The following is a 25,103-nucleotide window of genomic DNA, read 5'->3' on the forward strand; positions in this document are numbered from 1 at the left end:
TCAGTTTTACAGTACTATTTTCGGGACATTTATTATGAAAGCATTACATTTTGGCGCCGGTAATATTGGCCGCGGCTTTATTGGCAAATTATTAGCCGACGCAGGCATCGCAGTTACCTTTGCCGACGTAAACGAAACCGTTATTTCCGCACTACAACAACGTGGCGAGTACCAGGTTAAGGTAGTGGGCGAACAATGCACTTTAGAGCCAGTAAGCAAAGTTACCGCGGTAAATTCAACCAGCGCAGAAGTGGTTGATTGCGTGGCAGAATCTGACCTTGTGACCACTGCAGTGGGGCCAACAGTATTAAACATTATTGCTAAAACCATTGCCCAAGGCATTGAGAAACGCTTGCTAGCCGGTGTCACTCAGCCTATGAACATTATCGCCTGCGAAAACATGGTACGCGGTACTAGCCAGCTAAAAGCGGAAGTACTTAAACATTTACCCCAAGCTTTACATGCGCAAACAGAGCTTTTGATCGGTTTTGTTGACTCAGCAGTGGACCGCATTGTGCCACCAGCAGAAGCCGGTGAAAGCGATCCATTAGCGGTAACCGTAGAAACCTTTAGTGAGTGGATTGTTGACCAGACCCAATTTAAGGGAAACATCCCCGACATTAAAGGCATGGAATGCACCGACAACCTAATGGCCTTTGTAGAACGTAAGCTGTTCACTTTAAACACCGGCCACCTCATCACCGCTTATTTAGGCGTAATGGCGGGCCACGAAACCATTAAAGATGCCATTGAAGACCCAGCCATTAGAGCTGACGTTAAAGCCGCCATGCAAGAAAGTGGTGAAGTGTTGATTCGCCGCTATCAGTTTGACCCAACGGCGCATGCAGCTTACATAGAAAAAATTCTTGGCCGCTTTGCTAACCCTTATTTGCGTGACGAAGTAGACCGCGTAGGTCGCCAGCCTATTCGTAAACTCAGCCCACAAGATCGTTTGATTAAGCCATTGAATGGTACTTTGGAATATCAGCTACCCAATAGCTACTTGATTAAAGGCATTGCGGCTGCCTTCCATTATCAAAACGACGACGATCCACAAGCAGTAGAACTACAAGCAATGTTCAAAGAAAAAGGCTTCTGCGACACACTTGCGCATTATTCAGAGCTGAATAGTAGCGACGAAGTTGTTAAACTAGCCGAACAAGCGTATTTAGCGTTGAAATAATGAATCAGCCAAGTGCCACTAATGTGGCACTTTGTTATTACCGAGACCCTATGCCTATTCACCCCACAAATGAAGCTGAGCTATTAGAAGCTATTGCTGAAGCAAGCAGTGCTAGCGAGTGTTTAATGGCGGCGTACGACGCCCTTGATGACACCGTAGACACCCTGCTAAAAAGCATCTTCAACAAAGACGACTATGCCGTTAAGTTTGCGGTAGACCCCTTGTTGAAAAATGATGGTCCGCTGGGCGACATTATGCTGCGTGCAAAGCTAATTTTGGGTTTAGGAGTGATTTCTCAGGAGATTTACGAAGACATCGAAATTTTTGTCACCCTAAGAGAGTGGACAAAAATTCAAGATGAGAAGGTAAGTTTTACTGAAATAGACATTCTGTTCGAACTTAACAAAGTGCACGCTATTCAACGGATTATGCCCATTGAAGAAGACCTTGCCAGGCTTAACAAACTTAGCGGTCCAATGTACGACATGCATCTTGCTCGTCATAATCAAAAAGTGCGGTCAACCATCGTTTTAGCCATTACCGACATGGTTGCCTATCTATGTCGCGACAATGTGTTAATGCAAACCATGATGCGCTAACCCTCACTTTGCAACAGGCAGGGATGCCTAGTCTCTCGCGCAATTACCAGGCAACACTCTCAAACCCGTGCCGCTAGAAACGACGATTTAAACCTGCAATAAATTGGCGTCGGTCTCCACCAAAGCCAACATACTCCACCATTACCGACCAATACGCATTAACGTTGAAGTTACCGCCGACCAGTCCTTGCCATTTATCTTTGTTCTCTTGGCGAATCTTATAGTCTATGGATAAATCAGTACCAGGAATCGGCTGATTACCCTCAATACGTAACTCGCTGTCTAAATAGCTCACGCCACCATACAAGGCCAAGCTGCGATCGTCTTCAAACTGGAACAATTTTCCCACTCGCGGCACCGCGCTAAATACCACACCGTCGCTGCTGGTTCGATCCATATCTGCATAGGTAAAAGTAAGTGGTACAGCCACAAAGTAGCTTCGCCAACCACCAGCTAGCACGGTGCCAATGCTATAGCTGTAACCCGATACATCTACATTTACATTAAATGGTACCGTTTCTTTTCCTTCTAGAACGCGACACGCTGGGTGGCTAATAATGCCTGAACAGTCAATCTCTAGCTGCTCTAATAAATCGTCACCATTGAGTGCAAAATTAACGTTGGCGTCACCGCTTATCCGGCCAAAGGTGCCAAATACGTTCATGAAAGGAAACAGCCAAGCATCCACTTTAATTTGCGGAGTAGAGGTGCTGTTATCATTGTCGCTAAAGGCCACGAAATCGATCGGTACTTTATTTCCACCGCCACCTGGGCCAACTTCTAATTCATCAAGATCCATGTGCTGGTAAGTATCTACGTAAATCAAACTAATGCCGATAGGCATGGGTAAGTCGTAACCTAGGTCTACGACACGCTGGCCGTAAAAGGGCAATACACGGTCCCATTTTCTTGGCGCATGTTGCTTTTGAGTGCCGCGAGATTGGCTGTCTTTCATTGGCAGAGTGATTTTGTTTAAGCCGCTATCGGTAAGTTCTTCATTACGCGAAACGTTCACTAACATCGCTGAGCCAGACAGGTTTGCGCCGCCATCATTCACCACGTAAGCAGGTACGTCATACTCGTTTACATTCATTGTTGTAGCAAACGTTTGGCCGCTTTCACCCAATCGCCATTCTGCCGACACTCCTGTGCCCCAACCGCCTTGATCAAAGGCATCTAAACTTTGTTGGTTTTCAAATAAGGCTATAAGGTAGTAATTACTGAGGCCTAAACCTAAGCCAACATCGTAACGTTCCACATCCATGTAACTAATGCTGTCGTCTTGATTATTATACAAAGCACCTAGTCCCTGAGACTTGCCCAATATAGGTACTTTAAAGCTGGATAATTCAGAACTAAAGTAACCAGCAGAGTTAGCGACTTCTTGCTCTAGCTCAGGTTGTAACTCAAGCAAGCGCTGCAGACCTACGTCGGCACTTTGCTCGACTTGTTGGCGAACTTCTTCACGCTCACCTGAGGGGATAAGGGTTTTGGTGGAGCATGCGCTTAAGCCCATGACTAACAATAAACTCAGGCCGAACGACGGGGTTAATCTCATTACAATCCTTATAGGGAATGAAGTGCTTCCTGCTGCTTCTACTCAAACTATCTCACTAATTACTTTAGCGGAACAAGCTGCTCTTGAACATAATCGCCATCAATTTACTGATTGAAAAAACAGCTAATTAAGTAGAACTATGAGGCAAATTGGTAGTGAAACATTGCTAGCCAACTGGGCTAGTGATGCGCATACAGGTAAATGGGGCAGGATAATGACAGGTGATTAAATCTCTTCAAGGTAAATTTTAAATATTTGTTCATTGCCAGATAGCGTAATCATTCCATCGTTATATTTAGGTGGCCCAAAACGCCCTTTAACATTGTTGCTAATACCAACGGCTTCACGAGGAATACCAAGCCAATTGGTATCTAACTTACCGTTGGCATTCTCGTCATAATAAACACTAATGGCACACTCTTCTGGCAGCGAGCCACTAAAGGTAAACCTAAGCTGGTTATTGCGAATGTTACTAGCAGCATTGGTTTTTATAATAAAAGGGGTTTTAAGATAGCTGTCTTCTGAGTCCCATACGCTGACCACTATTTGCCCTTTTCCTGCCTTAATCCCCAAGATATCTATGTGGACATCTGCGGCGACCACAAAAAATGGAACAAAACTTAATAGATAAATTAGGCGCTTCATAAGGCTTATATTGAACGATATAGATAACGCCAATGATAAGCCTCTACGACTAATTTGTAATGCTGATTTCGCAGCTACCCGCTTACTTGCGTTGAATAATTACCCTACAGCTTGGTTCTATTCAGCCTCAGCACAGCCAACATCAATAGCAGGCCAAAACCTACACTACCGCCACCACTGTCTGAATCCGGTGTGGGCTCAGGATCAGGAGTCGGTTCTGGGTCCGGCGTTGGGTCTGGATCCGGTGTTGGCGCTGTTGTTTTATCTTTTATGCTTACCGTTACAGAATCATTAGTGCCTGCAAGGGCATTAATCAGCGTTCCCATGCTAATCACTAGCGTTTCGTCACCTTCAATCAGCTCGTCTGCTAGTACTCGAAAAGTTAAAGAGCCTTCAGTGCCAGCGTTAATCACTAAGCTACCAGCAACCAAGTTGTGGTCACTGCTATCGGCAGTGCCGCTCAAGGTATAGGGAATGGTCACTGGGTAAACCCCTGCGTCACTAGACAGCATAACAACAATTGTTACCTGTTGATTCTCTTCAACCTCCAAACTGCTAACACTAAAGCTAGCCAGCGGCACTTCTACCGCAGGATTTACACAATCTTCTCCAGGAAGCCCATAACAACCATTACCGGTTGGGCCTAGCTGTCTATCCCAGGTTATGCCCGCTATCCAGTTTTCGTTATCTCCACCTTTCTCGTAAGCGCCAACATCAGGGTTACCATCGGTAACATCGTCGGTAATACCCGCAATAACACGGCCAGCATCAATAGGGGCAGAGCTGGCTTTTAAGCGAAAATCGCCATTGGCATAATCGACAAAAGGAGATTCGGCCGTGGTTAAGTTGTTCTGCTTGTCTGATTGCGGTTCCCACGAGTCTTTATCAGACAAGTTGTTCCAAACATTCACATTAGAAAACGCGGTACCGTCTTTATGCCACGCCCCCATAGTGGCACTGCCATTCCATAGAGTGTTGTTATAAATGTTTATGTCGGTACCATTCCAATTAATTTGAATACTCGACCACTCGGTATTCCAAATCACATTGTGGTGAACCTCAAAACCTTCGGCGTCGTTATCTAAATAGATACCAGCCGCTTTGCTTTTACTACCCGATGAATAAGCATCGTGCAGCCAGTTGTGGTGGATCTCGGTATTGCTAGGGCCGCCCACGGTGTAAAAAAGGCCGCAATCATCGGCAATTAAATTACTGCGAGAAATGTCGTTAAACGCATATTCAGCATTGTTATTAAAGGCTTGAATAGCATCTCGGCCACCACGGGTAATGGTGTTTCTGAGTACCTTGGTATTGTTGCCACCACGAGCGTTAATAATCGCGTCGTAATTGCCCAAGTAGTTAAAATCGTGAATATAAGAATCGAGAACTTGGGTATTTTCACCAGAATCATAAATACCAGTACCAGAGCCAAAGCCAATCTCACTTTTCTCTATCACGTTGTTTACGCTGTTAAACTGATTCCAGTCACTACGAATATTAACGCTTTGATTATCTGACGAAAAACCCGACACCACCCCTAGTGTGTAGTTGCCATATAAACTGGTAACGCCATAAATGTGGTTGTGCGAGGCTCCACTAGTAATCTCTATTGAGCCACCAAATACCGCAAGGTTTTTAATATGAATATAACTGCGTGAAGATAAATCGATAGTGGTTTCACGCTTGCGCATTTGCACTTGGTTTTCACTTGGCATCACGCCATCAGGCAGCTGCACATAAAGCTTGTTGTTATCGCCATCAACATACCATTCGTTTTGATAATCTAATGCTTCTTTAATCCCTTGCAGAAAAAAGTCACCGCCATCGGCAGGGGCATGAAAAGTGCGGATCCAGGTGGGATTTTTGTCTAGGCTAAAACTCACTTGAGTGGTGGTATTGCTGGTAATGAAGGCGCGCCAAGTTGTCCAGCCAGAGCCCGGTTTATCACCGTAAAAATAAACAGAGCCCCCCTTCGACCAATCCGCATCAGGAATACCCGGTGAATAATCTAAATAAGCATTATCGGCTACCTCAGCGGCACTACCACCCGTGTTTCTTAGCGAGTTTTGAGTAAACGGGTCGCCGTCGATATTGTTCGGCCAGCGCGCTAAATCCATGGCAGTATTGCCTTGCATCACAAAGTTCGATTGGCCTAAATCCCAAGCAACATCGGCAACATAAATATTTGCCGAGTCTTCGGTCCAGTTATTTACCGCTTCCATGGCGGTAATAACGACTTTTTCATCTTGATAAGACTGAAACACAATCGGGTTTGACTCTACCCCAGAATGACTTGGCCGTAACACCTCATGATAAACACCTTCTCGAATGTTCACGGTATCGCCAGCAACCGCTATTTGCGCAGCTTTAGACAAGCTTAGAAAAGGCGTAGCAATAGAACCGTCGGCGGCATCATCGCCGCTCGGCGCAACAAAATAGTCAGCAGCATGAGATAAATGTGAAAGCGTGATTAAGGCGATAAATGTCGATATGTGACTTAGCTTAAAGGACACTGATAGATTCCCGTCTTTATTGTGTTCCATGTTAATTGGCGAAACAATATACTAAATGGAATCCACTATCAATTTATTATAAAACAAAGACTTAAATATGATCAGCAACTATTAAGAGTTTAATATTGACGGACAATAGTAACTATTCAAAAGTCGCCATACGCTGGCTAGATTTTTAGACATGGCTAAGTAAAGGTTTGATCGGCGAAGGCCGTATTGGAGTTTCCGTATTAGCAACAATGTGGAGGGTAAAATTACCGCCTTTACAATGGGCAGCAAAATCGAAATTTTTCTGTATAGCCGCAGGCGACACCGATTGGATTGTTATGTGTTATTGCACTTTCTAATTCTATTTACTTCGATTAACTCTCCGCTCATTGATACAAAAAATAAATTGCCATTTTTATACATGACTTCTAGCTTAGAGCTAAACATACCTGCATGAACCACATTCTCAGGAATTGGCTCAGCGGAAAAATAGCTCTCAGTGTCTTTATCCTGAACAATTATACAGCCGCCCCAGCCCCATACTAATTTTGTACTATTGCCACTACTAGCAACCCACGATTTATTTGGATTTGAAGTAGCAAAAATCGTTATGTCCGATACCGCTTGGTTTTTCAATGAGGCATACAGCATTGCTGGGCAGCCTGTTAAATTCATTGCAAGAACCAAAACAATAATTACTCTAATCATATCTACAACTGACCATATAGCTCCTGACTAACCCGCACGGTACCTTCGCGTATACTTTTCAAAGCAAAAATGCCAAACGTTGAGTGTCGAGTTAAACGCCTTGATAAATATTTAGTGCGACAAACTCATATATTTTTCAAATTTCGAGTTAATAGTTCTGAGTTGTGTATTAAACCATTTTTTGTGAGGAACCAAGTTCTGACCATTAGATTGAGCTTTTCCATCTTCAACCCATTCATTCGCGTCTACTGTACGAGTCCAAATTTCATCGACATAAGCTTTGATTTCATCATCAAACAAAAATTCAGCCCCTTTTGTACCAGCAATAAACTTATCACGCTGTGACAGATCAACGCCTTAGTGCAATTTCCTACAGTGGAGACAACTCAAGACAATAAAAAACCCTGCAGCGTTTACCACTGCAGGGCTTTGAAGTCTTAATTGAGCTTGTGCCTATTCCACTGTAACAGCTTTAGCTAAGTTACGTGGTTGGTCTACGTCGGTGCCTTTAATTAGCGCTACGTGGTAAGACAACAGCTGTAGTGGCACGGTGTAAAGTACTGGCGCTACTAACTCGTCTACGTGCGGCAATTCTAATACGCGCATGGTTTCGTCACTGCTAAAGCGGGCGTTTTGGTCTGCAAATACATACATTTGGCCGCCACGTGCGCGTACTTCTTCAACGTTTGATTTAAGCTTCTCTAGCAACTCGTTATTTGGTGCAACAACCACTACCGGCATATCGGCGTCAATTAACGCTAATGGGCCGTGTTTTAACTCGCCTGCTGCGTATGCTTCTGCGTGAATGTAAGAGATTTCTTTAAGCTTAAGCGCCCCTTCCATTGCAATGGGGTATTGGTCGCCACGTCCTAGGAACAAGGTGTGCTCTTTATCGGCAAAATCTTCCGCCAACTTTTCAATAATTTCGGAAGTGGCTAATACCTGCTCAACCTTGGCTGGCAGTAATTTAAGCTCGGCAATTACTTCTGCTTCACGCTCGGCAGTTACGCGGCCTTGTAAGCGGCCAATACCTAAAGTAAGTAGCAATAGCGCCACCAACTGAGTAGTAAAGGCTTTTGACGATGCTACGCCAATTTCTACGCCAGCTTTAGTCATAAAGGCTAGGTCTGATTCACGCACTAGCGATGAACCAGGTACGTTACAAATGGCCAAGCTAGACATATAACCGAGCTCTTTAGCAATACGCAGCGCGGCAAGTGTATCAGCCGTTTCACCTGATTGAGACAAGGTAACAAACAAGCTATTTGGACGAACTACCGATTGGCGGTAACGGAACTCGGAAGCAATTTCTACGTTACAGGTTACGCCAGCCACAGCTTCTAGCCAGTAGCGAGCAACCATGCCTGAGTTGTACGAAGTACCACAGGCAATAATTTGCACATGTTCTACTTTAGATAGCAGTTCGGCGCCGTTAGGGCCAAACTCTTCAATATTCACACCATTTGCCGAAACACGTTGATCTAGCGTTTGGCGTAATGCACTTGGCTGTTCAAAAATCTCTTTTTCCATAAAGTGACGGAAACCGGCTTTGCCGCCGGCATCGTGCTCTACCGTAGATTCGGTAATTTCACGCTCTACTGGCTCACCGTTTAAGTCAAAGATTTCTGCGCCAGCGCGCGTCACTTCGGCTACGTCGCCTTCTTCTAAATAACTAAAGCGGCGAGTAACAGGCAACAAGGCCAGTTGGTCTGATGCAATAAAGGTTTCGCCAATACCGTGGCCAATCACTAGTGGGCTACCAGAACGAGCAACAACAATACGCTCTGGGTCGTTTTGATCTAGCACTACTGTACCGTAAGCACCTTCCAGTTGAGGTACTGCGCGTTGTACTGCTTCACGCAGTGAGCTAGCGGTTTTTAGTTCGTGGTGAACCAAGTGAACAATCACTTCGGTATCGGTTTGCGAGGTAAAGGTATAACCCAAGCCACGTAGTTTTTCACGTAACTGGTCGTGGTTTTCAATAATACCGTTATGTACTACCGACAAAGTATCACTAGAGATGTGTGGGTGAGCATTTACTTCACTTGGCTCGCCGTGAGTCGCCCAACGGGTATGTGCAATACCAATGGCACCATTTACTTGTGATTCGCTTACTGCGTCAGATAGCTCTTTCACTTTACCTAAACGACGCACACGTTGCAGTTCACCCGCAGCGTTAATTACCGCAACACCGGCAGAGTCATAACCGCGGTATTCTAAACGGCGTAAGCCTTCTACTAAAATTTCAGCAATGTCACGTTGAGCTACTGCTCCTACAATTCCACACATAGTTCTTCTTTCCTTGTCGGTAAATTTATTTCGCTATAACCAGATTAACGCCTTGAGCACGAATTTGCTCGGCGATGGCTGGGTCTAACTGATTGTCTGTGACTAAAGTTGAAATTTTGGACCATGCCAACTCTAGATTATGAATTCTGCGGCCAATTTTATTGGATTCGGCCAATACCACGACTTCTCTTGCAACTTCTGCCATTACTTGGCTTAAACCCACCAGCTCATTAAAGGTAGTGGAACCACGCGCTACATCAATACCATCGGCACCAATAAACAATTGGTCGAAGTCGTAAGCGCGCAATACTTGCTCGGCCACTTGGCCTTGAAACGCCTCTGAATGGGTATCCCACGTGCCACCGGTCATCAAAAGGGTGGGCTCGTTTTCCAGCTCACGTAAGGCACCTGCGATGCTTAAAGAGTTAGTCATTACCACTAAACCTTCTTTGCCAGAGAGCTCCGGTAGCAAAGCCGCGGTAGTGCTGCCGCTGTCGATAATAATGCGATTATGGTGGCGTATTAAACCGGCAGCCGATTGCGCAATCGCTTGTTTTTGCTCTGAAACTTGTTCTTCATCGGGTTCGTTGATCAACTCTTTAGGAATAGGCACAGCCCCGCCATAACGCCTTAGCAACAAGCCATTTGCTTCTAAACTCGCTAAGTCCTTTCGAACCGTAACTTCTGATGTTTCAAAAGAGTGAGCGAGCTCGTCAACCTTTACTTCACCGAGTTCGGCAAGCTTTTCTAAGATTAAGCGACGACGCTGCTGAGTGTTTCGTTTGATCATATTGCCAATGGTTAAGTTTCGAATCGAAACTTATTATAGTGAAGCGAAACTTAAGATCAAGGTTGAAATGTTAATGTTTTGATTTTTCTGCTCGCTTGGTCGGCGGGGCAAATAAAACACGCCAGCGTTGTTTAAACGATAAGCCCGCTACGTTCACTTCTCTAAGCATTGTTCGCCACTCTTTAAAGGTCACGACGAAAGGATTGAAGCTATTGATCGGTTGAGTGATGCCGTATTCAACAACTTGCTGTTCCTTCTCAAAACTGCCAAACAATTTATCCCAAATAATAAAAACACCGGCATAGTTTTTATCAATATATTGCGGGTTGCGCCCATGATGCACCCGATGGTGTGAAGGAGTATTAAATAGCCACTCCAAAGGCCCTAAGCTTTTAATGGCTTGGGTATGCACAAAAAACTGTAAACCTAAATTAAGCAGCACCACAAAAACCACCCATTTAGGATCAAAGCCAATAATGACCAAAGGCAACCAAAACAGCCACATACCGGCTAAGGGGTACATTAAGCTTTGCCTAAACGCGGTACTAAAATTCATATTCTCAGAACTGTGGTGTACTACGTGCGCAGCCCACATCCAGCGCACTCTATGGCTAGCGCGATGAAACCAGTAGTAGCAAAAATCCTGAGCCAGTACCAAAGCAACAAAACTCAATACGTTCATTTCTATTTCAAAGAGTCGCCAAGCAAATAGCATTAAATACAGCTGGCTAATCAACAATCCGGTAAGTAAATCGCTGAGCTGATGCATGCCGGCTAATACAAAATTACACAGCACTTCTGTAGGTTTGTAGCGGGCAGATTCTGCCAAGTGCTGGCATCTATCCCCCCAATACCACTCTGCCACCATGCATAGAACAAACAGCGGCGCGAGCACCAACAACAAATATTCTGGGTGGCTAATAAGTATAGTAACATCCACGGATAACTCCTTATTTAACTACCAGCGCGCAAAATGGTCTTCGCTTAAGCCCAGCACTTTATCTAAGCGATGCTGCTGACCGCATTGATCCACAAGCACTCCACTAAAATGCCCAATGTATTGGCGAAAGTTACTCTTTAACAACCAGAGATTGAGCCGTTCTTGGCGGCAATTGAGCGGGCTGAAATGTAAATCAATGCGCCCATCTGCTGAGTAGATATGCCAATCTGTAGGTACTTGTTCGCTGCCACTGACAGGCACTCTGGTGAACTCAAAATGAACCGGGCCCAGCAGCTGCTTTTGTCCGTCTATCCACAGTACATTTTCGTTAAAGCCGGTTTCGTTTACGCCTGCTGCGAGGTTTACTCCCAAACACACATCGTTTAACTGAGCCGATATGCTTGCCCAGCGCCAGCTAGTTTCACGGCGCATATACCCAGCCGAGAAATCGTAACCGGCCAGAGCATCATTTAAGTGTTGGGTTTCTCCATTGATGGTTAAATTGCCGCTAACGCACAAGGCATTATGTTTTTGGGTGTATGTCCAACCGTTATAAGCAGTGGGGCTACACATAGCCATAACTTGATCGGAGTGCTGACACACTAGCGCTAATTCAGCACTTAAAAATGGCGTTTCTACCGCCAGCTGCCATTGGCCATTTTTGATAGTAATACTGAGAGTGTTTTTGCCATTAATGTAAGCGCGGCTGTTCATGCTACTGGGCTCGGTGCCATAAGCCAGTCCGCAGGGCTTTAACCAACTCACTTCTTGCAAGGTTTGCTTAGCAATGTTGTACACATAACAAAAGCCACTGCCTAAATAGCGAATGTCGGCAATCGCAAAACCCAAAATGTAGTGGGCAGTTTTTACGCTAACAAATTGAAATTGCTTGTAGTGAAAATGCTTCGCCCAGGCTAAAGCAGGTTTATCCATGCTGCTTAAGTATTGGAACTCTGCCAAACCAAGCTGCGCTATTGGCTGATTAAATTGACCATATTGCACCTTACCCGAATCATCAATTAAGCAATGAGGCGCTGCTTTCGTTTCAATCTCTCTCAAGTTTTCTTTCAACACCGCACGCTCACCATTACAAATCATTAACATTTACTTAGCTAAGCAGATATTGAGTAAACATTCTAAAATTGTTATTCAAGTCTGTGAGCGAGCTAGCAGCATCGGCGAGGTTGTTCTGTTGCTTTCCCTAATTAATCTGCCAACAGTCAAAAATACAGAGCATTTATTCACCAAACCCTCACGAGGCAGCCCAAAACACCAATAAATGTGACAGTGAAAACACTTTCAACCTTTACTGTGATCTAGATCGTGCAAATTTTGTGGATCAAGTCACCTTTTGTATTCACAATCCAGCCAGATTTTTTAGCATCTAGTTTTACTAGGTAAACACCCTCCCAGCAGTAAGTCAGTTTATGAACACAAACAAACCTAAATTACGCTTTTGGCAAATCTGGAACATGAGCTTTGGATTTCTTGGTATTCAATTTGGTTTTGGTTTACAAAATGCCAACGTAAGCCGAATCTTTGAAACGCTTGGCGCTAGCATCGACCAAATCCCTATTCTTTGGTTAGCCGCTCCTGTTACCGGTTTACTCATTCAGCCAATTATTGGTTACATGAGTGACCGCACCTGGAATGGCTTAGGCCGCCGCCGTCCGTATTTCTTAGCAGGCGCGATTATGTCGTCGCTGGCCTTAATCATTATGCCTAACTCACCTTACCTGTGGATTGCCGCCGGTATGCTGTGGATTTTAGATGCGTCGATCAACATCTCTATGGAACCATTTCGCGCATTAGTGGCTGATAACCTACCTAGCGAACAACGTACCCAAGGTTTTGCCGTTCAAACCTTCTTTATTGGTGTAGGTTCGGTTATCGCTTCGGCCATGCCTTACGTGCTAGCCAACTGGTTTGGCATTGCTAATACAGCGCCAGAAGGGGTTATTCCGCCGTCGGTTAAAATCTCGTTCTACGCTGGTGCCGTAGTGTTTTTTGGTGCTGTTTTGTGGACAGTGCTAAAAACCAAGGAATACAGCCCAGAAGAAATGGAGCGTTTCGAATCAGCCGAGCCTGAGCAAGAAAGCGGAGATGGTTTTGCCGCGGTATGGGCCGATGTGAAAAAAATGCCTGCCACCATGCGCCAATTGGCCGTGGTACAGTTTTTCTCATGGTTTGCTTTGTTCGCTATGTGGATTTACACCACCTCAGCAGTAACCAGCAGTGTTTATGGCGCAACCGATACTTCTTCAGCCTTATACAATGAAGGTGCAGACTGGGTAGGTTTATGTTTTGCGATGTATAACGGTGTTAGCGCTTTAGCCGCCTTTGCCTTACCTTGGCTAGCTGCTCGAACTAGCCGTAAAGTCGTTCACGCTTTGTGTTTAACGCTGGGCGGTGTAAGCCTTGCTGGCATGTACTTCATTAACGATCCTAAAATGCTAATGATTAACATGGTTGGGATTGGTTTTGCTTGGGCGAGTATTTTATGTATGCCATACGCTATTTTAGCCGGTTCGTTACCGAGCAAAAAAATGGGCTTTTTCATGGGTGTATTTAACTTCTTCATTGTTATCCCACAAATTCTAGCGGCTGGTATATTAGGTTACTTTACCCGTGAATTCTTTGGTGGCGACTCAATGATGGCCTTAGTACTAGGTGGCGCATCTATGGTGGTAGCCGCGGTTGTTACTTTAGGTGTTACCGACCAAGATGACCCACAACTTGCCAACGACGACAGTAACGTAAATCAAGCGCAAACCGCTTAATTTACGCAACAGGCGAGGGTTATCTCTCGCCTATTTTTACTCTCTACTACTCCGCTTTAAGATCTAAACCCTGCCAGTAAACGTAACTATTGTTGAACCTTTATCATGAGGAATCAGCACATGAGTGACCATACCTTTAAAGTTGGAATGAACTGCATCTACGAGAATGGCGAAGCAGTTATTGATAAGTTAGATGAAGTTAATCGGGTAGCCCTAATTCGCGACCAACACACTGGCAACCTGCATACTCGGCACACCTACGAGCTTTATCCAGACGATGCTCAGTTTCATAGTGACAGTGATACTTACTACTAAATTTAGCTGGTTCAAAAACTGAAAAGCCGAGCATTGCTCGGCTTTTTAATCTGAATAACGGGAAGCTTATTCTGTATCCCACTCAAAGTCTGGAGCTTCATCTGGGTTGGCGCGATACTTTAATTGCATGCCATGTAGGAAGTTACGCATAACTTGGTCTTTACACAAACGGTAATGTTTGTGGTCAGATTTGCGGAAAAATGCACTTAGCTCATGCTTGCTAAGTTGGAAACCGGTTAAGCCTAATACATCCAACATATCTTCTGCTTTTAGGTTTAAAGCAATTTTCAGCTTCATTAGCATAATGTTGTTGGTTAAGCGTTTTTCAGGCTCTGGTTGAGCGCCTTCGCGCTTACCACGCTTGTCGTTGATTAAACCGTTTAAGAAAATGGCTAAGGTTTTATCGCTTAAATTTTTGTAAGCGGAATCATCTTCTTTTTTTAACCAATCACTTACTTCTGCGCGGCTCACTTTCAAATCAGCTTGGGCGAAAATGGCAATCATCTTGTTATCGTTGAAGTTAAAGCAATAGCGAAGACGGCGAAGAATATCGTTATTAGTCATGCAAAAGTCCTGAATCAAATAGAAGGGCAGTCATGCTGCCTTAAAAACCAGCAGGAGTTTACGCGATAGTGAATCAAGTAGATAGGCTAATTCCTGCTTATTTATTGAGCGTAGTCAAAGGCTAACACTTAAGCGAGTTAGTCTATAAATATGGCTTTACTATTAATGTTGTCCGGTAGCGTTATATTATAACGCTCTAACTGACTGCGACTGAATAAATAACGGCCTTTTTCTCCGGTTTTAGGCCCAAGACTATGCGGCACCACATCAGTGGTTAAAATGGTATGTGCTAACTCTGCGGCTAGCCGCCCTTGCTCAAAACCAAATAGCACTAACCCACCAATGGCTTTATCTTTTCCTATGGAAAAATCCCAGAAACCAAAGGGTGGAACAGAGGTGTTTTTTGCCGACCACGCTATCACTTGCTCGGCAGGAACATGCTTATTCTTATCGTCTCTTAGCGTATGATATAGGCCAAATACAACCGCATCAAACCCCTCTTCCTCTAGATGATTAATACTATCTTGCCACTCGCTCCAAGAGCTCATCAAGCGTAATTCAAGCTTTATCCCAGACACATTTACTTGGGTATTTCCGCCAAATGTTTCTTTTAATACGGTTTTGGAGGTGGTGCTATCGTCAAACAGTATTAACATCCGCTTAGGCGGCTCATTCATAAACGTACTCACCGTGGCCACAGTGCGCTTTATTAATGGCCGCTCTAACACTCCAGTTATATTTTTCCGCTGGTGAACATGATAACTACGGGGATTATTGTTAATGCCTAAATACACCACTGGTAGCTTGGTTTTAGCAAACCTTGGACCTAGGTATTTAAGCGCGTTATCGTCACCGAGTATCACGAGATCTGGCTTTAGGTCTAGGTAACGCTGCCACGCCATTTCTCCGCGGCTACGATGACGTGAACTGGGGATCCGTTTGGTATCCATTTGAAAGTAACTGAGTTGGTAGTCGTCGGCCAATACCGACTCTAAGCCTTTAATGTAACTTTGGTCCCATGCGTATTCCTGATGATAGCTTTCAATCACCAAAATATGGGGCTTAGCCATTGCTACCAGCGGCAGTAGCAACAATAAACTAATAGTGAATAAACGGCTCAACTTTGTCACTAAGCATCTCATTAATAAGCACTAAACCTAAGTATAGTCAATGCCAATAACCGACACTGACTATTCATTTTCCAGTTTACAAGTGATCTCGCTGGTGGGCTTTATTTAAGTATAAAATAGGCCCGACAGGTACCACCCTAGTAGGATTAACCATACCATGGCTTTGATAATAATGGCGTTTGATATGTTCAAAATTGATGGTTTCAGCGATCCCCTCTATCTGATAAAGCTCACGCATATAAGCATCTATATTGGGGTAATCAACAATACGTTTTAAATTACATTTAAAATGCCCTACATAGACCGCATCAAAACGGATCAAGGTGGTGAATAAACGCCAATCAGCTTCGGTGAGTTGCTTGCCGGTTAAGTAACGCTGTTTAGCTAAGATCTGCTCAATAAAATCTAAGCTTTCGAATAAAGGATACAAGGCCTCTTCGTAAGCTTCTTGAGTAGTCGCAAAACCTGCTCTATATACACCATTATTTACGCTGTGATAAATACGCTGATTAAGCGCCTCAATCTCTGCACGCAGGGCTTGCGGGTAATAATCACCGGCTTTAGCGCCAACGTCATCAAAGGCTGAATTAAACATGCGAATAATGTCGGCAGATTCGTTGGACACAATAGTTTGCTGCTGTTTGTCCCACAATACTGGAACCGTTACTCTGCCGCTATAGTTGGCATCTGCTGCGGTATACACTTGGTGCATAAACTCCGCCTGATTAATTGGGTCACTCACCACTCCTTCACCAGGGGCAAAAGTCCAGCCGTTCTCACCCATAAACCAATGCACCACCGAGTAATCAATCATCTGCTCAAGGCCTTTGAGTTTGCGAAAGATCATAGTGCGATTAGCCCATGGGCAAGCATGCGATACATACAAATGATAACGACCCGCTTCTGCCTTAAAACCCTCTTTACCACTAGGGCCAGCGCTACCATCGGCCGTTACCCAATTGCGAAATTGCGCTTCACTGCGTACAAAGCGCCCTTTGTTTTCTTTGGTTTCGTACCACTTATCTTGCCATTTTCCATCAACTAACAGACCCATTATTTACTCCTAAAATTGTTCGCGACTAAAATTTGTTGTTTTGAAAATCATCAAAGGCCTGTAGCACTTCTTCACGCGTATTCATTACAAATGGCCCGCCCCAAGCGATCGGTTGATTAATCGGTTCTCCGGTTACCACTAACACTCGGCTAGCCTGCTGGCTCTGCAAACGTAGCTCATCCCCTTCGCTAAGCACTCCAAGCTGGTAAGCCTTAATCGCTTGTTTGCTTTGGCCAATGGTCACTTCACCTTCAATCACATAAACAAAACCATGATGATGTGTTGGCAACACTAAATTTAGGTCAGCACTTTCCACCAAGCTTATATCTAAATAACTGGCCGCTGTTTGCTGGGTTTGCACCGCTCCCTTAATGCCGTTCGCCAGCTCGCCTGCTACTACCCTTATTACGTTGCCTTGCTCGTCTTGGCTCACTGGAATTTGCTCGGCACTTAATTCTTGGTAACCCGGCGCCGACATTTTGTGCTCGGCTGCTAAGTTAACCCAAAGCTGAAAGCCCTTAAGCAAACCATTTTCTTGTTCTGGCATTTCTGAATGAATCACCCCACGCCCGGCATTCATCCACTGCACGCCACCCGCTTCAATCACACTCTCGTGGCCAGCATTGTCTTTGTGGCGCATTCGGCCATTAAGAATATAGGTTACCGTTTGAAAACCCCGGTGAGGGTGCTCGGGAAATCCAGCCAAATAGTCGTCAGGCTTATCCGATTCAAAACAATCCAACATTAAAAAAGGGTCTAAGTGCTGAAGCTGAGTATTACCTAGCATTCGCGTCAGTTTTACCCCTGCGCCGTCGCTAGTGGCTTGGCCAGCCACCACTTTCTCTAGCTGTCTCGAGTTCTGCATGCATCCTCCTAAGCGCTACGGTTATCGAATGAATATGCACCCGCGCCATGAGCGACGAGCAATAAAAAACCACCAGCGATAGCAACATTTTTCATCAACATAATCATTTGAATTTGATCGTCAGGATTAAAGTGAAATAACAACCCACTTACTACGCTAAAACCGGCTAACAAAAAAGCAATCGCACGGGTTTTCCAGCCCACTAAAATAGCTAATCCACCCACTAACTCTAGAGCAATCACCAACGGTAATAACATGCCAGGTACTCCCATTGCCTCCATATAAGCTTGGGTGCCGGCGTAGCCAGCAATTTTCCCGTAACCCGACACAATGAAAATTAAGGCCAGTAATAAACGGGCAGTTGGTTGGCTAATTTGTTGTAGTGCGTTCATAACATTATTCTCCTGGTAATTTGGGCTTAAGCCCAATGCTTGAGAACAGATTAGTGTTGTTTTAATAAGCAATAAACCGTGCAATCGGCAATTCATTGTTCCTATAATAGCAACAATACTTTGATACAAAATAAAGGAAGCTAGCCGTGGGCCAATTAGAAGAGATGCAAGTCTTTGTGCGAGTGGTTGAAGCGGGCAGTATTAGCCGTGCCGCAGAGCAATTGGGTGTGGCCAAGTCGGTGGTGAGTCGTCGATTAAGTGCCTTAGAGCAGCGGGTGGGCAGCAATTTAATGCAACGTACTACGCGCAGTTTAAGCCTAAGTGACAGCGGCCAGCAATTTTATCAACGTAGCTTAGTCATCCTTGATGAAGTTGCTCAACTTAACCAAGAGGCCAGCTGCCAAGAACACACTCTAAGCGGCAGTTTGCATATTGCGGTGCCTTTATCCTTTGGTTTGGCTCACTTAAATAGCGCGTTTGATACCTTTATGCAGTTGCACCCAGGAGTGAAACTAAAAATTAGCTTAGCCGATAGCCAGCACGATTTAGTGGCAGAGGGCATTGATATCGCCTTGCGGATTGCTGAACTAAAAGACTCCAGCCTTAAAGCGCGCAAAATTACCCCGATCAACTTTGTATTAGTCGCTGCCCCGCATTACCTAAATAAACATGGCCGCCCTAAACATGCCCAAGATTTAGCTCAACATCAAATACTGCACTATAACCATCGTCCAGCGCCGAGTTGGCAACTAATAGACCAACAGGGCAAGCAACATAATGTTCATTATCAGCCGCATATTAGTGCCAACAATGGTGATTTTTTAAGAGACTTAGCCATTGCAGGCCACGGTATTGCGCTTGCGCCTAATTTTATTGCATGGCAAGCAATTGCCAAGGGGGAATTGGAGGTAGTGTTACCGCACTATAGTTTGCCCTCGCTGTTTGCATGGGCAGTCTATCCCAATACTCGCCATTTGCCGCAACGCAGCCGAGTAATGATAGATTTTCTCAGTGAACGCTTTGGTTTAAACCCTTATTGGGATCAGGCCTTAAACCAGCATTTAGCGTCGTTAAATGACGCTAAACAGTAAAGCCAATCTATTTATCCTTGGCTTTACAACCGCAATCACTTATCTATCAAAAAGCGCTGTATTCTATGCAGTTTTTATGATTACCTTGCAGCTCAATAATAATTGACCCTGGCGAGCATTCTGCGTCATCAGCGGTCCATATAAATGCCGTAGTGTAACGACCTATTCGCGATACAAATTAGTTTTTTAACTGGTAAGGAAAGTGTTATGCCAATTGTTTTTGATTACTTCTTCACGGTGCAAGTTGCGCTACTGATTTTTGCATTGTTCGTGCTTAAATCCTCGATTAAATTTGTACCTCAAAATGAAGCGTGGGTGATTGAGCGTTTCGGTAAATATCAGTCAAGCAAAGAAGCCGGATTAAACTTCCTCATTCCAATGATTGACCAAGTATCAGCTCGTCGCTCGCTAAAAGAGCAAGCTTACGATGTGCCTAGCCAAGCGGCAATTACTAAAGACAATATTTCATTGTCGGTAGACGGTGTATTGTACTTTCGCGTACTTGACCCATACAAAGCTACTTACGGCGTAGAAGACTACGTGTTTGCGGTAACTCAACTAGCACAAACCACCATGCGTTCTGAAATTGGTAAAATTGAGCTGGATAAAACCTTTGAAGAGCGTGATGCGCTTAACGCCAAAATTGTTACCCAAATTAACGAAGCATCGGCTTCTTGGGGTGTAGCAGTATTACGTTACGAGATTAAAGACATTACGCCACCGGCTTCAATTATGGATTCAATGGAATCGCAAATGCGCGCCGAGCGTGAACGTCGTGCTAAAATTCTGGAGTCGGAAGGTGAAAAAGCTGCTGCCATTAATATTGCTGAGGGTGAAAAACAAGCCCGCGTATTACAAGCAGAAGCAGAAAAACGTGAGCAAGTACTTAGCGCAGAAGGTGAAGCCGAAGCCATTATTGCAGTGGCTAATGCCCAAGCTAAAGCCATCACTACGGTGGGTGAGTCAGCAGCTACACCTGAAGGCCAAAAGGCGATTCAATTAGATCTTGCCACTAAGGCGATTGAAGCCAAACATGCCATTGCTAAAGAATCGAGTGTAGTATTGTTACCCGATAGCAGCACAGAAGCAGGCTCGCTAGTAGCTCAAGCTACCACCATTCTTAATACGCTAAATAGAGGCTAAACCATGGCTGAATTGTTTGCCAATCACATTCCGCAAATCTTAATTGCACTGGGCATTGTTCTACTCACTGTTGAAGTAGTGATTATTGGTTTTGCCACGTTCATTTTGTTTTTTGTAGGCTTGTCGTTGGTAATCACCGGCTCACTGATTTGGTTAAACATACTGCCCGATACTTGGAATAGCATTTTGCTCGCCAATGCAGTGTTAAGCTCGTTGTTAGCAGGCGTATTGTGGAAACCAATGCGCAAGTTACAAAATAGCTCAGACGATAAACAAGTGAGTAGCGATTTTGATGGTCACCGTTTCTTCTGTCACCAAGAGATTGATAAGCGTGGTTTAAGCACTTACAAACACTCTGGCATTAGCTGGACCTTAAAGAGTGAACACACCATCGCAGCAGACACCGAAGTAGAAGTCGTGCGCGCAGAAGTGGGCACCTTTTGGGTGAAAACAGTCGACTAATAACCCTAGAGCCCAGTGTTAAACTGGGCTTCTATTTACTCCGCCATTAATGCAAAGCCTTATCGAGTGTGCTTAACTAGCTATAGTTTCTTTGTATATAGGTTTCCCCACATGTGGCAAGCGCTGAGTAAAATCTTGATCTTATCTTCTAGCTTTTGGTTAATTGCCTGTAGCAGCATGGTTCCGAACTACCCGCCTAAAGTAAATTTGGTTTCGGTAATCCCTACCTCTGGTGACAGCATGACACCAAGCTTTGATATTAACTTACGCGTGGTAAATCCCAATAAACAAGCCTTAAGTTTAGCCGGAGCGGTATACACGCTGTCACTAAACGGCCATGAAGTGGTCACTGGCGCAACCAGCGATTTACCAGAAGTACCGGGTTATGCTGAAGCCAATTTTACCCTGCCAGCGCAAGCAAATCTAATCGCAACTTTCCGCCTGCTAGGCTCTTTAGTGCAACTAAAAAGCCCCGAACTGGATTACCAAGTAGATGTAAAACTGGACATAGGAAGCTTATGGCCAGTGGTTAACGTAACCGAAAAAGGAACATTTAAATTAGAAGATTTGGGTCAACAATTGAGTTCGAGTGTTCAGTCACTTTAAGTGACCGAGTAAACCGCTCAATCCCAGCGCTCTGTTACTTTAATCAAGTGATAACCAAACTGCGTTTTTACTGGCCCTAATACTTGGTTTAACGGGCCAGAAAACACCGCTTTATCGAAACTTTTTACCATTTCACCTTTCACAAACTCACCCAAGTCGCCGCCTTCTTTGGCCGATGGGCAACAAGAAAATCGCGCCGCCATGGCTTCAAAACTAGAACCCTTGTTGAGTTTTTCTACTATCTCATTGGCTTTCTTTTCTGAGCTAACAATAATGTGCTTGGCGCGCGCCTTTGCCTTTGCCATAAGTCCTCCCAAATGACTCTGTGGAAGTTATACCGCGCCCCCAAAGATTGGACTAGACTTTGAGCAATAAAAAACAAAAAACGTAAGTAAAAGCTTAATTAACTTATTAGCTCACATTATTTTTAGCCGCATCCAATTAATATTTTAATAACATTAATTTCTTTATTCATTAAATCAACAAGGTGTGAATGAACAAACATTCTAACTACTGGTCGTGGACACGTAATATCTTAATTATTGGTTCCTTGGCGGTGTTAGCGGCAGCGCAGTGGTTACCCAGTAAAAAACTGCTGCTTTACCCCCGTGCTGATATGATGATCGATCTCTTTTCCGACAAAAATAATGGTGGTAATTCTTATGCTTATTGGCTTACCAGTAATCAAGAGTTGGTCTGTGACGTAGAGGATAGCGCCATTCCGGCCAAATATTGCGGAGTGAGTATTAAGTACCATTCTCAGGCGGCAGGTGAATCCGGCGATAAATACTTAGGGTTACGTAACATCGACCTTAGCGACTACGACAAGGTTAATGTCGACGTAGTGTTTGAAGGTCCAAGTACCGAGTTACGCTTTTTTATGCGCGGCACAGAGGCAACCAACGGCAACGATTTATCTAGCGCCAAGTTTATGTTTACTTATTTTAAGCAAAAGGAGCTTCACCAAGTAGCCAGCGCCCAGTTGAGCCACTTTTCTATTCCTGCATGGTGGCTAAACCGCTTTTACCAATCGCGTGAAGACTTCCAGCTAGACTTTTCGTCAATTAAAGAAATCTCCTTTGATATCCCCTCAACAGCAGCAGACGGTTTGTATAAAATAGAGCTGTTCAAGGTAGAAGCGGAAGGTAAATGGATCAGTAACGAGAGCCTGTATGCCGGTATTATTTTCATCTGGTTAGCGTACTTTAGCGCTGAGTGTTGCCGTTATATTCTCCATCAAAAAAAGCGTTTAACCCAATCCATACACACCTTAGAACAAGATGTAGATGAGCTAAAGCATAGCGCCAGCAACGACCAACTTACAGGTGTGCTTAATCGTCGTGGTTTATTAGATAGCGTTGAAGAACATCCGCTGACTGGCGAAAACCACTATTTGTTTGTTTTTGATATTGACCACTTTAAAAAAATTAACGACCGCTATGGCCATAACAACGGTGATGAAGTATTACGCTTTTTTGCTCGCCAACTTAGCGCAGCCATTCGTAGCCAAGATATTTTTGCTCGTTGGGGTGGAGAAGAGTTTGTACTGGTATCGCAACATCCACATGAAGTAGATGCCTTTAACTTTGCTGAACGTTTACGCGAACTGATTTATCGGCAAGATTTTTTACTGTCTAGCCAAGGTAAACAGCAACACATAAAACTCAGCATGAGCATTGGTTTAACCCGAGTAAATAAAGATGAAGCCTTTAACCATGCATTCAATCGAGCCGACGGGGCTTTGTACCAGGCCAAAGATAGCGGCCGAAATCGCTCTCAATTAGCCAGCTAAACTTGCCAGTTAATCGGCTGCTTGTTTTGCTGTGTTAATAGTTGATTAGTTTTAGAAAAGTGCCCACACCCCAAAAAACCACGATGTGCCGATAAGGGCGAGGGATGCACCGCACTCAACACATGATGTTTGGTGGTATCAATAACCTTGCCTTTCTTTTGCGCATGCGCTCCCCACAACAAAAACACCACACCTTGGCATTGCTGGCTAATTTGCTTAATCACAGCATCGGTAAAGGTTTCCCAACCAAACTTAGCATGAGAATGAGCCTTAGCTTGTTCCACGGTTAACACGGTATTTAGTAGCAATACGCCTTGATTAGCCCACGCACTCAAGTTGCCATGCTGTGGAATTTCAAAACCGATAATATCGGCGGCGAGCTCTTTGTAGATATTACGTAAAGACGGCGGGATTTTAAGGCCTTCGGCCACACTAAAACTCAAGCCATGTGCTTGGCCTTTGCCGTGGTAGGGATCTTGGCCAAGAATGACCACCTTTAACTGATCTAAATGGCAGGCATCAAAGGCAGCAAAGACTTGTGACTCGGGCGGGTAAATAACTTTGCCCAACTCACGTTCAGCTGCCACTCGGGCGAGTAATTGCCGGTAGTACTCTTGCTGTTGCTCAGTCTCGAACAAGTGTTGCCAAGTTGCCACGTAATCACCAATGTTATGTCTAAAAATACCGACTAATAATACCCTTTAGCCAAGACAAAACCTCAACTAATAACGCTCTGGTACAAAACTTTGTTCGTTAATCGGTACTCTCACATAATCTTTTTTGTCGATCGGCGGCAATACAATCTCGGCATGTTCTAAATCTTGGTAATCAATTTGCGATAAAAAGTGGCTAATACAATTTAGCCGCGCACTTTTTTTATTGTCTGAGTTAACCACCCACCATGGCGAATGTTTGGTATCGGTATAAGCAAACATTTCATCCTTAGCTTGTGAATAAGCCACCCAGCGGGAGCGAGACTCTAAATCCATAGGGCTAAACTTCCAGCGTTTCATGGGGTTTTCTATACGCTCTAAAAACCGTTTCTCTTGCTCTTCATCGGAAACCGAAAACCAATACTTAATCAAAATAGTGCCAGAGCGAATCAACATTCGCTCAAATTCGGGGCAGGCACGCAAAAAATCTTGATGCTGTTGGTCACTACAAAAACCCATCACTTTCTCTACACCTGCTCGGTTATACCAAGAACGGTCAAACAGCACTATTTCACCCGCAGCCGGTAAATGTGCCACATAACGCTGAAAATACCATTGGCTTTTCTCGCGTTCGTTAGGGGCAGGTAAGGCTGCAATTCGGCAAACCCGAGGGTTAAGCTTTTCTGCTATCCGTTTAATCACACCACCTTTACCCGCAGCATCACGCCCTTCAAAAATCACCACTACTTTCAGGCCTTCGGCAACCACCCATTGCTGCAATTTCACTAGCTCAGTTTGTAATTCTGCCAAGCGTTTTTCATAAGACTTCTTATCGATTTTAGCTGCCATAAACGAACTCACCTTTAATGTTGATAAACAAGCACTACTCGCCTGCCAAATAAAAACAAAAATGAATTAATACAATGAGTTAAATTTAGCAGCTACACAGCCATTTGCCACAAATCAAGCCACGAAAAACGCTTAGCAATACAAAAACAAACAGAATCATAGGATTAGCCGGCGATTTTCCAAGCGCGGGTACT

The 25,103-nt window shown here is 44.4% G+C and carries 26 protein-coding genes; 9 read left to right on the forward strand and 17 right to left on the reverse strand.

The genetic code is table 11. The features are described from left to right. Positions 1-34: 34 nt before the first annotated feature. Entirely contained in the window at positions 35-1,183 is a 1,149-nt protein-coding gene (locus tag ACLD71_RS05180) for a mannitol-1-phosphate 5-dehydrogenase (RefSeq protein WP_411993396.1), read from the forward strand. After that, positions 1,183-1,782 carry an MltR family transcriptional regulator gene (locus ACLD71_RS05185; protein ID WP_201798736.1) on the forward strand — a complete coding sequence of 200 codons (600 nt, stop codon included), beginning with the start codon at positions 1,183-1,185 and terminating at the stop codon, positions 1,780-1,782. The genes ACLD71_RS05180 and ACLD71_RS05185 overlap by 1 nt, the downstream gene beginning before the upstream one ends. A gap of 73 nt (positions 1,783-1,855) precedes the next feature. Here the strand turns inward: ACLD71_RS05185 and ACLD71_RS05190 are convergent, their stop codons facing one another. The 9 genes from ACLD71_RS05190 to ACLD71_RS05230 form a co-directional block, all read right to left on the reverse strand. Next, a complete protein-coding gene (locus ACLD71_RS05190) occupies positions 1,856-3,340 on the reverse strand; it encodes a hypothetical protein (RefSeq protein ID WP_411993398.1) in 1,485 nt (494 codons plus the stop codon). 225 nt (positions 3,341-3,565) lie between these two features. Next, positions 3,566-3,985, reverse strand: a complete 420-nt coding sequence (locus tag ACLD71_RS05195; RefSeq protein WP_411993400.1) for a DUF2141 domain-containing protein — start codon at positions 3,983-3,985, stop codon at positions 3,566-3,568. A 104-nt stretch (positions 3,986-4,089) separates the two neighbouring features. Continuing rightward, positions 4,090-6,498 (reverse strand): right-handed parallel beta-helix repeat-containing protein, encoded by a 2,409-nt coding sequence (locus ACLD71_RS05200; protein ID WP_411993402.1) that lies wholly within the window; start codon positions 6,496-6,498, stop codon positions 4,090-4,092. 324 nt (positions 6,499-6,822) lie between these two features. Next, positions 6,823-7,194, reverse strand: coding sequence for a hypothetical protein (locus ACLD71_RS05205; protein ID WP_137673470.1), 372 nt, complete (start codon positions 7,192-7,194; stop codon positions 6,823-6,825). A 111-nt stretch (positions 7,195-7,305) separates the two neighbouring features. Then, a complete protein-coding gene (locus tag ACLD71_RS05210) occupies positions 7,306-7,494 on the reverse strand; it encodes a hypothetical protein (protein WP_411993404.1) in 189 nt (62 codons plus the stop codon). Between the two features lie 153 nt (positions 7,495-7,647). Further along, positions 7,648-9,483, reverse strand: coding sequence for a glutamine--fructose-6-phosphate transaminase (isomerizing) (glmS, locus tag ACLD71_RS05215; RefSeq protein ID WP_137673472.1), 1,836 nt, complete (start codon positions 9,481-9,483; stop codon positions 7,648-7,650). A gap of 25 nt (positions 9,484-9,508) precedes the next feature. Further along, positions 9,509-10,273, reverse strand: a complete 765-nt coding sequence (locus ACLD71_RS05220; protein ID WP_137673473.1) for a DeoR/GlpR family DNA-binding transcription regulator — start codon at positions 10,271-10,273, stop codon at positions 9,509-9,511. Between the two features lie 70 nt (positions 10,274-10,343). Then, a complete protein-coding gene (locus ACLD71_RS05225; RefSeq protein ID WP_411993406.1) occupies positions 10,344-11,213 on the reverse strand; it encodes a sterol desaturase family protein in 870 nt (289 codons plus the stop codon). A gap of 18 nt (positions 11,214-11,231) precedes the next feature. Further along, the gene (locus tag ACLD71_RS05230) at positions 11,232-12,272 is read right to left on the reverse strand and encodes a DUF2804 domain-containing protein (RefSeq protein WP_411994831.1); all 1,041 of its coding nucleotides are present in this window, start codon (positions 12,270-12,272) and stop codon (positions 11,232-11,234) included. Positions 12,273-12,640: 368 nt separating this feature from the next. Between ACLD71_RS05230 and ACLD71_RS05235 the strand changes: the two genes are divergently transcribed. Both ACLD71_RS05235 and ACLD71_RS05240 read left to right on the forward strand, forming a co-directional pair. Beyond that, positions 12,641-13,993, forward strand: a complete 1,353-nt coding sequence (locus ACLD71_RS05235; protein WP_137673475.1) for an MFS transporter — start codon at positions 12,641-12,643, stop codon at positions 13,991-13,993. A 120-nt stretch (positions 13,994-14,113) separates the two neighbouring features. Beyond that, positions 14,114-14,308: a hypothetical protein gene (locus tag ACLD71_RS05240; protein ID WP_137673476.1), complete on the forward strand. Its 195-nt coding sequence runs from the start codon at positions 14,114-14,116 to the stop codon at positions 14,306-14,308. A gap of 66 nt (positions 14,309-14,374) precedes the next feature. On the opposite strand, the gene ACLD71_RS05245 is transcribed toward ACLD71_RS05240, so the two are convergent. From ACLD71_RS05245 to ACLD71_RS05265, 5 genes are all read right to left on the reverse strand, one after another. Then, complete coding sequence (locus ACLD71_RS05245; RefSeq protein WP_411993409.1) at positions 14,375-14,872, reverse strand: DUF1456 family protein; 498 nt, start codon at positions 14,870-14,872, stop codon at positions 14,375-14,377. 137 nt (positions 14,873-15,009) lie between these two features. Beyond that, positions 15,010-16,002 (reverse strand): ABC transporter substrate-binding protein, encoded by a 993-nt coding sequence (locus ACLD71_RS05250; RefSeq protein ID WP_411993411.1) that lies wholly within the window; start codon positions 16,000-16,002, stop codon positions 15,010-15,012. A 76-nt stretch (positions 16,003-16,078) separates the two neighbouring features. Beyond that, positions 16,079-17,056 carry a glutathione S-transferase family protein gene (locus tag ACLD71_RS05255; RefSeq protein ID WP_137673479.1) on the reverse strand — a complete coding sequence of 326 codons (978 nt, stop codon included), beginning with the start codon at positions 17,054-17,056 and terminating at the stop codon, positions 16,079-16,081. A gap of 25 nt (positions 17,057-17,081) precedes the next feature. Next, positions 17,082-17,921, reverse strand: a complete 840-nt coding sequence (locus tag ACLD71_RS05260; RefSeq protein ID WP_411993413.1) for a pirin family protein — start codon at positions 17,919-17,921, stop codon at positions 17,082-17,084. Between the two features lie 8 nt (positions 17,922-17,929). Next, positions 17,930-18,313 (reverse strand): DoxX family protein, encoded by a 384-nt coding sequence (locus tag ACLD71_RS05265; protein ID WP_411993415.1) that lies wholly within the window; start codon positions 18,311-18,313, stop codon positions 17,930-17,932. A 146-nt stretch (positions 18,314-18,459) separates the two neighbouring features. On the opposite strand from ACLD71_RS05265, the gene ACLD71_RS05270 reads away from it, so the two are divergent. From ACLD71_RS05270 to ACLD71_RS05285, 4 genes are all read left to right on the forward strand, one after another. Further along, positions 18,460-19,404 carry a LysR family transcriptional regulator gene (locus ACLD71_RS05270; protein ID WP_411993416.1) on the forward strand — a complete coding sequence of 315 codons (945 nt, stop codon included), beginning with the start codon at positions 18,460-18,462 and terminating at the stop codon, positions 19,402-19,404. A 207-nt stretch (positions 19,405-19,611) separates the two neighbouring features. After that, positions 19,612-20,547 carry an SPFH domain-containing protein gene (locus tag ACLD71_RS05275; protein ID WP_137673483.1) on the forward strand — a complete coding sequence of 312 codons (936 nt, stop codon included), beginning with the start codon at positions 19,612-19,614 and terminating at the stop codon, positions 20,545-20,547. Between the two features lie 3 nt (positions 20,548-20,550). Then, positions 20,551-21,009 carry an NfeD family protein gene (locus ACLD71_RS05280; protein ID WP_137673484.1) on the forward strand — a complete coding sequence of 153 codons (459 nt, stop codon included), beginning with the start codon at positions 20,551-20,553 and terminating at the stop codon, positions 21,007-21,009. 111 nt (positions 21,010-21,120) lie between these two features. Next, positions 21,121-21,615 (forward strand): LEA type 2 family protein, encoded by a 495-nt coding sequence (locus ACLD71_RS05285; protein ID WP_411993419.1) that lies wholly within the window; start codon positions 21,121-21,123, stop codon positions 21,613-21,615. 17 nt (positions 21,616-21,632) lie between these two features. Here the strand turns inward: ACLD71_RS05285 and ACLD71_RS05290 are convergent, their stop codons facing one another. Continuing rightward, positions 21,633-21,920 (reverse strand): peptidylprolyl isomerase, encoded by a 288-nt coding sequence (locus tag ACLD71_RS05290; protein WP_137673486.1) that lies wholly within the window; start codon positions 21,918-21,920, stop codon positions 21,633-21,635. 188 nt (positions 21,921-22,108) lie between these two features. Here ACLD71_RS05290 and ACLD71_RS05295 point away from each other — a divergent pair, with 188 nt between their 5' ends. Next, entirely contained in the window at positions 22,109-23,407 is a 1,299-nt protein-coding gene (locus ACLD71_RS05295) for a GGDEF domain-containing protein (RefSeq protein ID WP_137673487.1), read from the forward strand. On the opposite strand, the gene ung is transcribed toward ACLD71_RS05295, so the two are convergent. Both ung and ppk2 read right to left on the reverse strand, forming a co-directional pair. Further along, entirely contained in the window at positions 23,404-24,063 is a 660-nt protein-coding gene (ung, locus tag ACLD71_RS05300) for a uracil-DNA glycosylase (protein ID WP_411993421.1), read from the reverse strand. The genes ACLD71_RS05295 and ung overlap by 4 nt on opposite strands. A 66-nt stretch (positions 24,064-24,129) precedes the next feature. Continuing rightward, on the reverse strand, positions 24,130-24,909 hold the full coding sequence (ppk2, locus tag ACLD71_RS05305) for a polyphosphate kinase 2 (RefSeq protein ID WP_303513227.1): 780 nt from the start codon (positions 24,907-24,909) through the stop codon (positions 24,130-24,132). Positions 24,910-25,103 lie beyond the last annotated feature (194 nt).

The sequence above is a fragment of the Agarivorans sp. DSG3-1 genome (assembly GCF_046774965.1).
Taxonomy (GTDB): domain Bacteria; phylum Pseudomonadota; class Gammaproteobacteria; order Enterobacterales; family Celerinatantimonadaceae; genus Agarivorans.

Bases quoted from the DNA above. Each gene is read 5' to 3' on its own strand.
- ACLD71_RS05180 (WP_411993396.1), top strand. From the start codon at position 35: ATGAAAGCATTACATTTTGGCGCCGGTAATATTGGCCGCGGCTTTATT.
- ACLD71_RS05185 (WP_201798736.1), top strand. From the start codon at position 1,183: ATGAATCAGCCAAGTGCCACTAATGTGGCACTTTGTTATTACCGAGAC.
- ACLD71_RS05190 (WP_411993398.1), bottom strand. From the start codon at position 3,340: ATGAGATTAACCCCGTCGTTCGGCCTGAGTTTATTGTTAGTCATGGGC.
- ACLD71_RS05195 (WP_411993400.1), bottom strand. From the start codon at position 3,985: ATGAAGCGCCTAATTTATCTATTAAGTTTTGTTCCATTTTTTGTGGTC.
- ACLD71_RS05205 (WP_137673470.1), bottom strand. From the start codon at position 7,194: ATGATTAGAGTAATTATTGTTTTGGTTCTTGCAATGAATTTAACAGGC.
- glmS (WP_137673472.1), bottom strand. From the start codon at position 9,483: ATGTGTGGAATTGTAGGAGCAGTAGCTCAACGTGACATTGCTGAAATT.
- ACLD71_RS05220 (WP_137673473.1), bottom strand. From the start codon at position 10,273: ATGATCAAACGAAACACTCAGCAGCGTCGTCGCTTAATCTTAGAAAAG.
- ACLD71_RS05235 (WP_137673475.1), top strand. From the start codon at position 12,641: ATGAACACAAACAAACCTAAATTACGCTTTTGGCAAATCTGGAACATG.
- ACLD71_RS05240 (WP_137673476.1), top strand. From the start codon at position 14,114: ATGAGTGACCATACCTTTAAAGTTGGAATGAACTGCATCTACGAGAAT.
- ACLD71_RS05245 (WP_411993409.1), bottom strand. From the start codon at position 14,872: ATGACTAATAACGATATTCTTCGCCGTCTTCGCTATTGCTTTAACTTC.
- ACLD71_RS05255 (WP_137673479.1), bottom strand. From the start codon at position 17,056: ATGGGTCTGTTAGTTGATGGAAAATGGCAAGATAAGTGGTACGAAACC.
- ACLD71_RS05260 (WP_411993413.1), bottom strand. From the start codon at position 17,921: ATGCAGAACTCGAGACAGCTAGAGAAAGTGGTGGCTGGCCAAGCCACT.
- ACLD71_RS05265 (WP_411993415.1), bottom strand. From the start codon at position 18,313: ATGAACGCACTACAACAAATTAGCCAACCAACTGCCCGTTTATTACTG.
- ACLD71_RS05275 (WP_137673483.1), top strand. From the start codon at position 19,612: ATGCCAATTGTTTTTGATTACTTCTTCACGGTGCAAGTTGCGCTACTG.
- ACLD71_RS05280 (WP_137673484.1), top strand. From the start codon at position 20,551: ATGGCTGAATTGTTTGCCAATCACATTCCGCAAATCTTAATTGCACTG.
- ACLD71_RS05285 (WP_411993419.1), top strand. From the start codon at position 21,121: ATGTGGCAAGCGCTGAGTAAAATCTTGATCTTATCTTCTAGCTTTTGG.
- ACLD71_RS05290 (WP_137673486.1), bottom strand. From the start codon at position 21,920: ATGGCAAAGGCAAAGGCGCGCGCCAAGCACATTATTGTTAGCTCAGAA.
- ACLD71_RS05295 (WP_137673487.1), top strand. From the start codon at position 22,109: ATGAACAAACATTCTAACTACTGGTCGTGGACACGTAATATCTTAATT.
- ppk2 (WP_303513227.1), bottom strand. From the start codon at position 24,909: ATGGCAGCTAAAATCGATAAGAAGTCTTATGAAAAACGCTTGGCAGAA.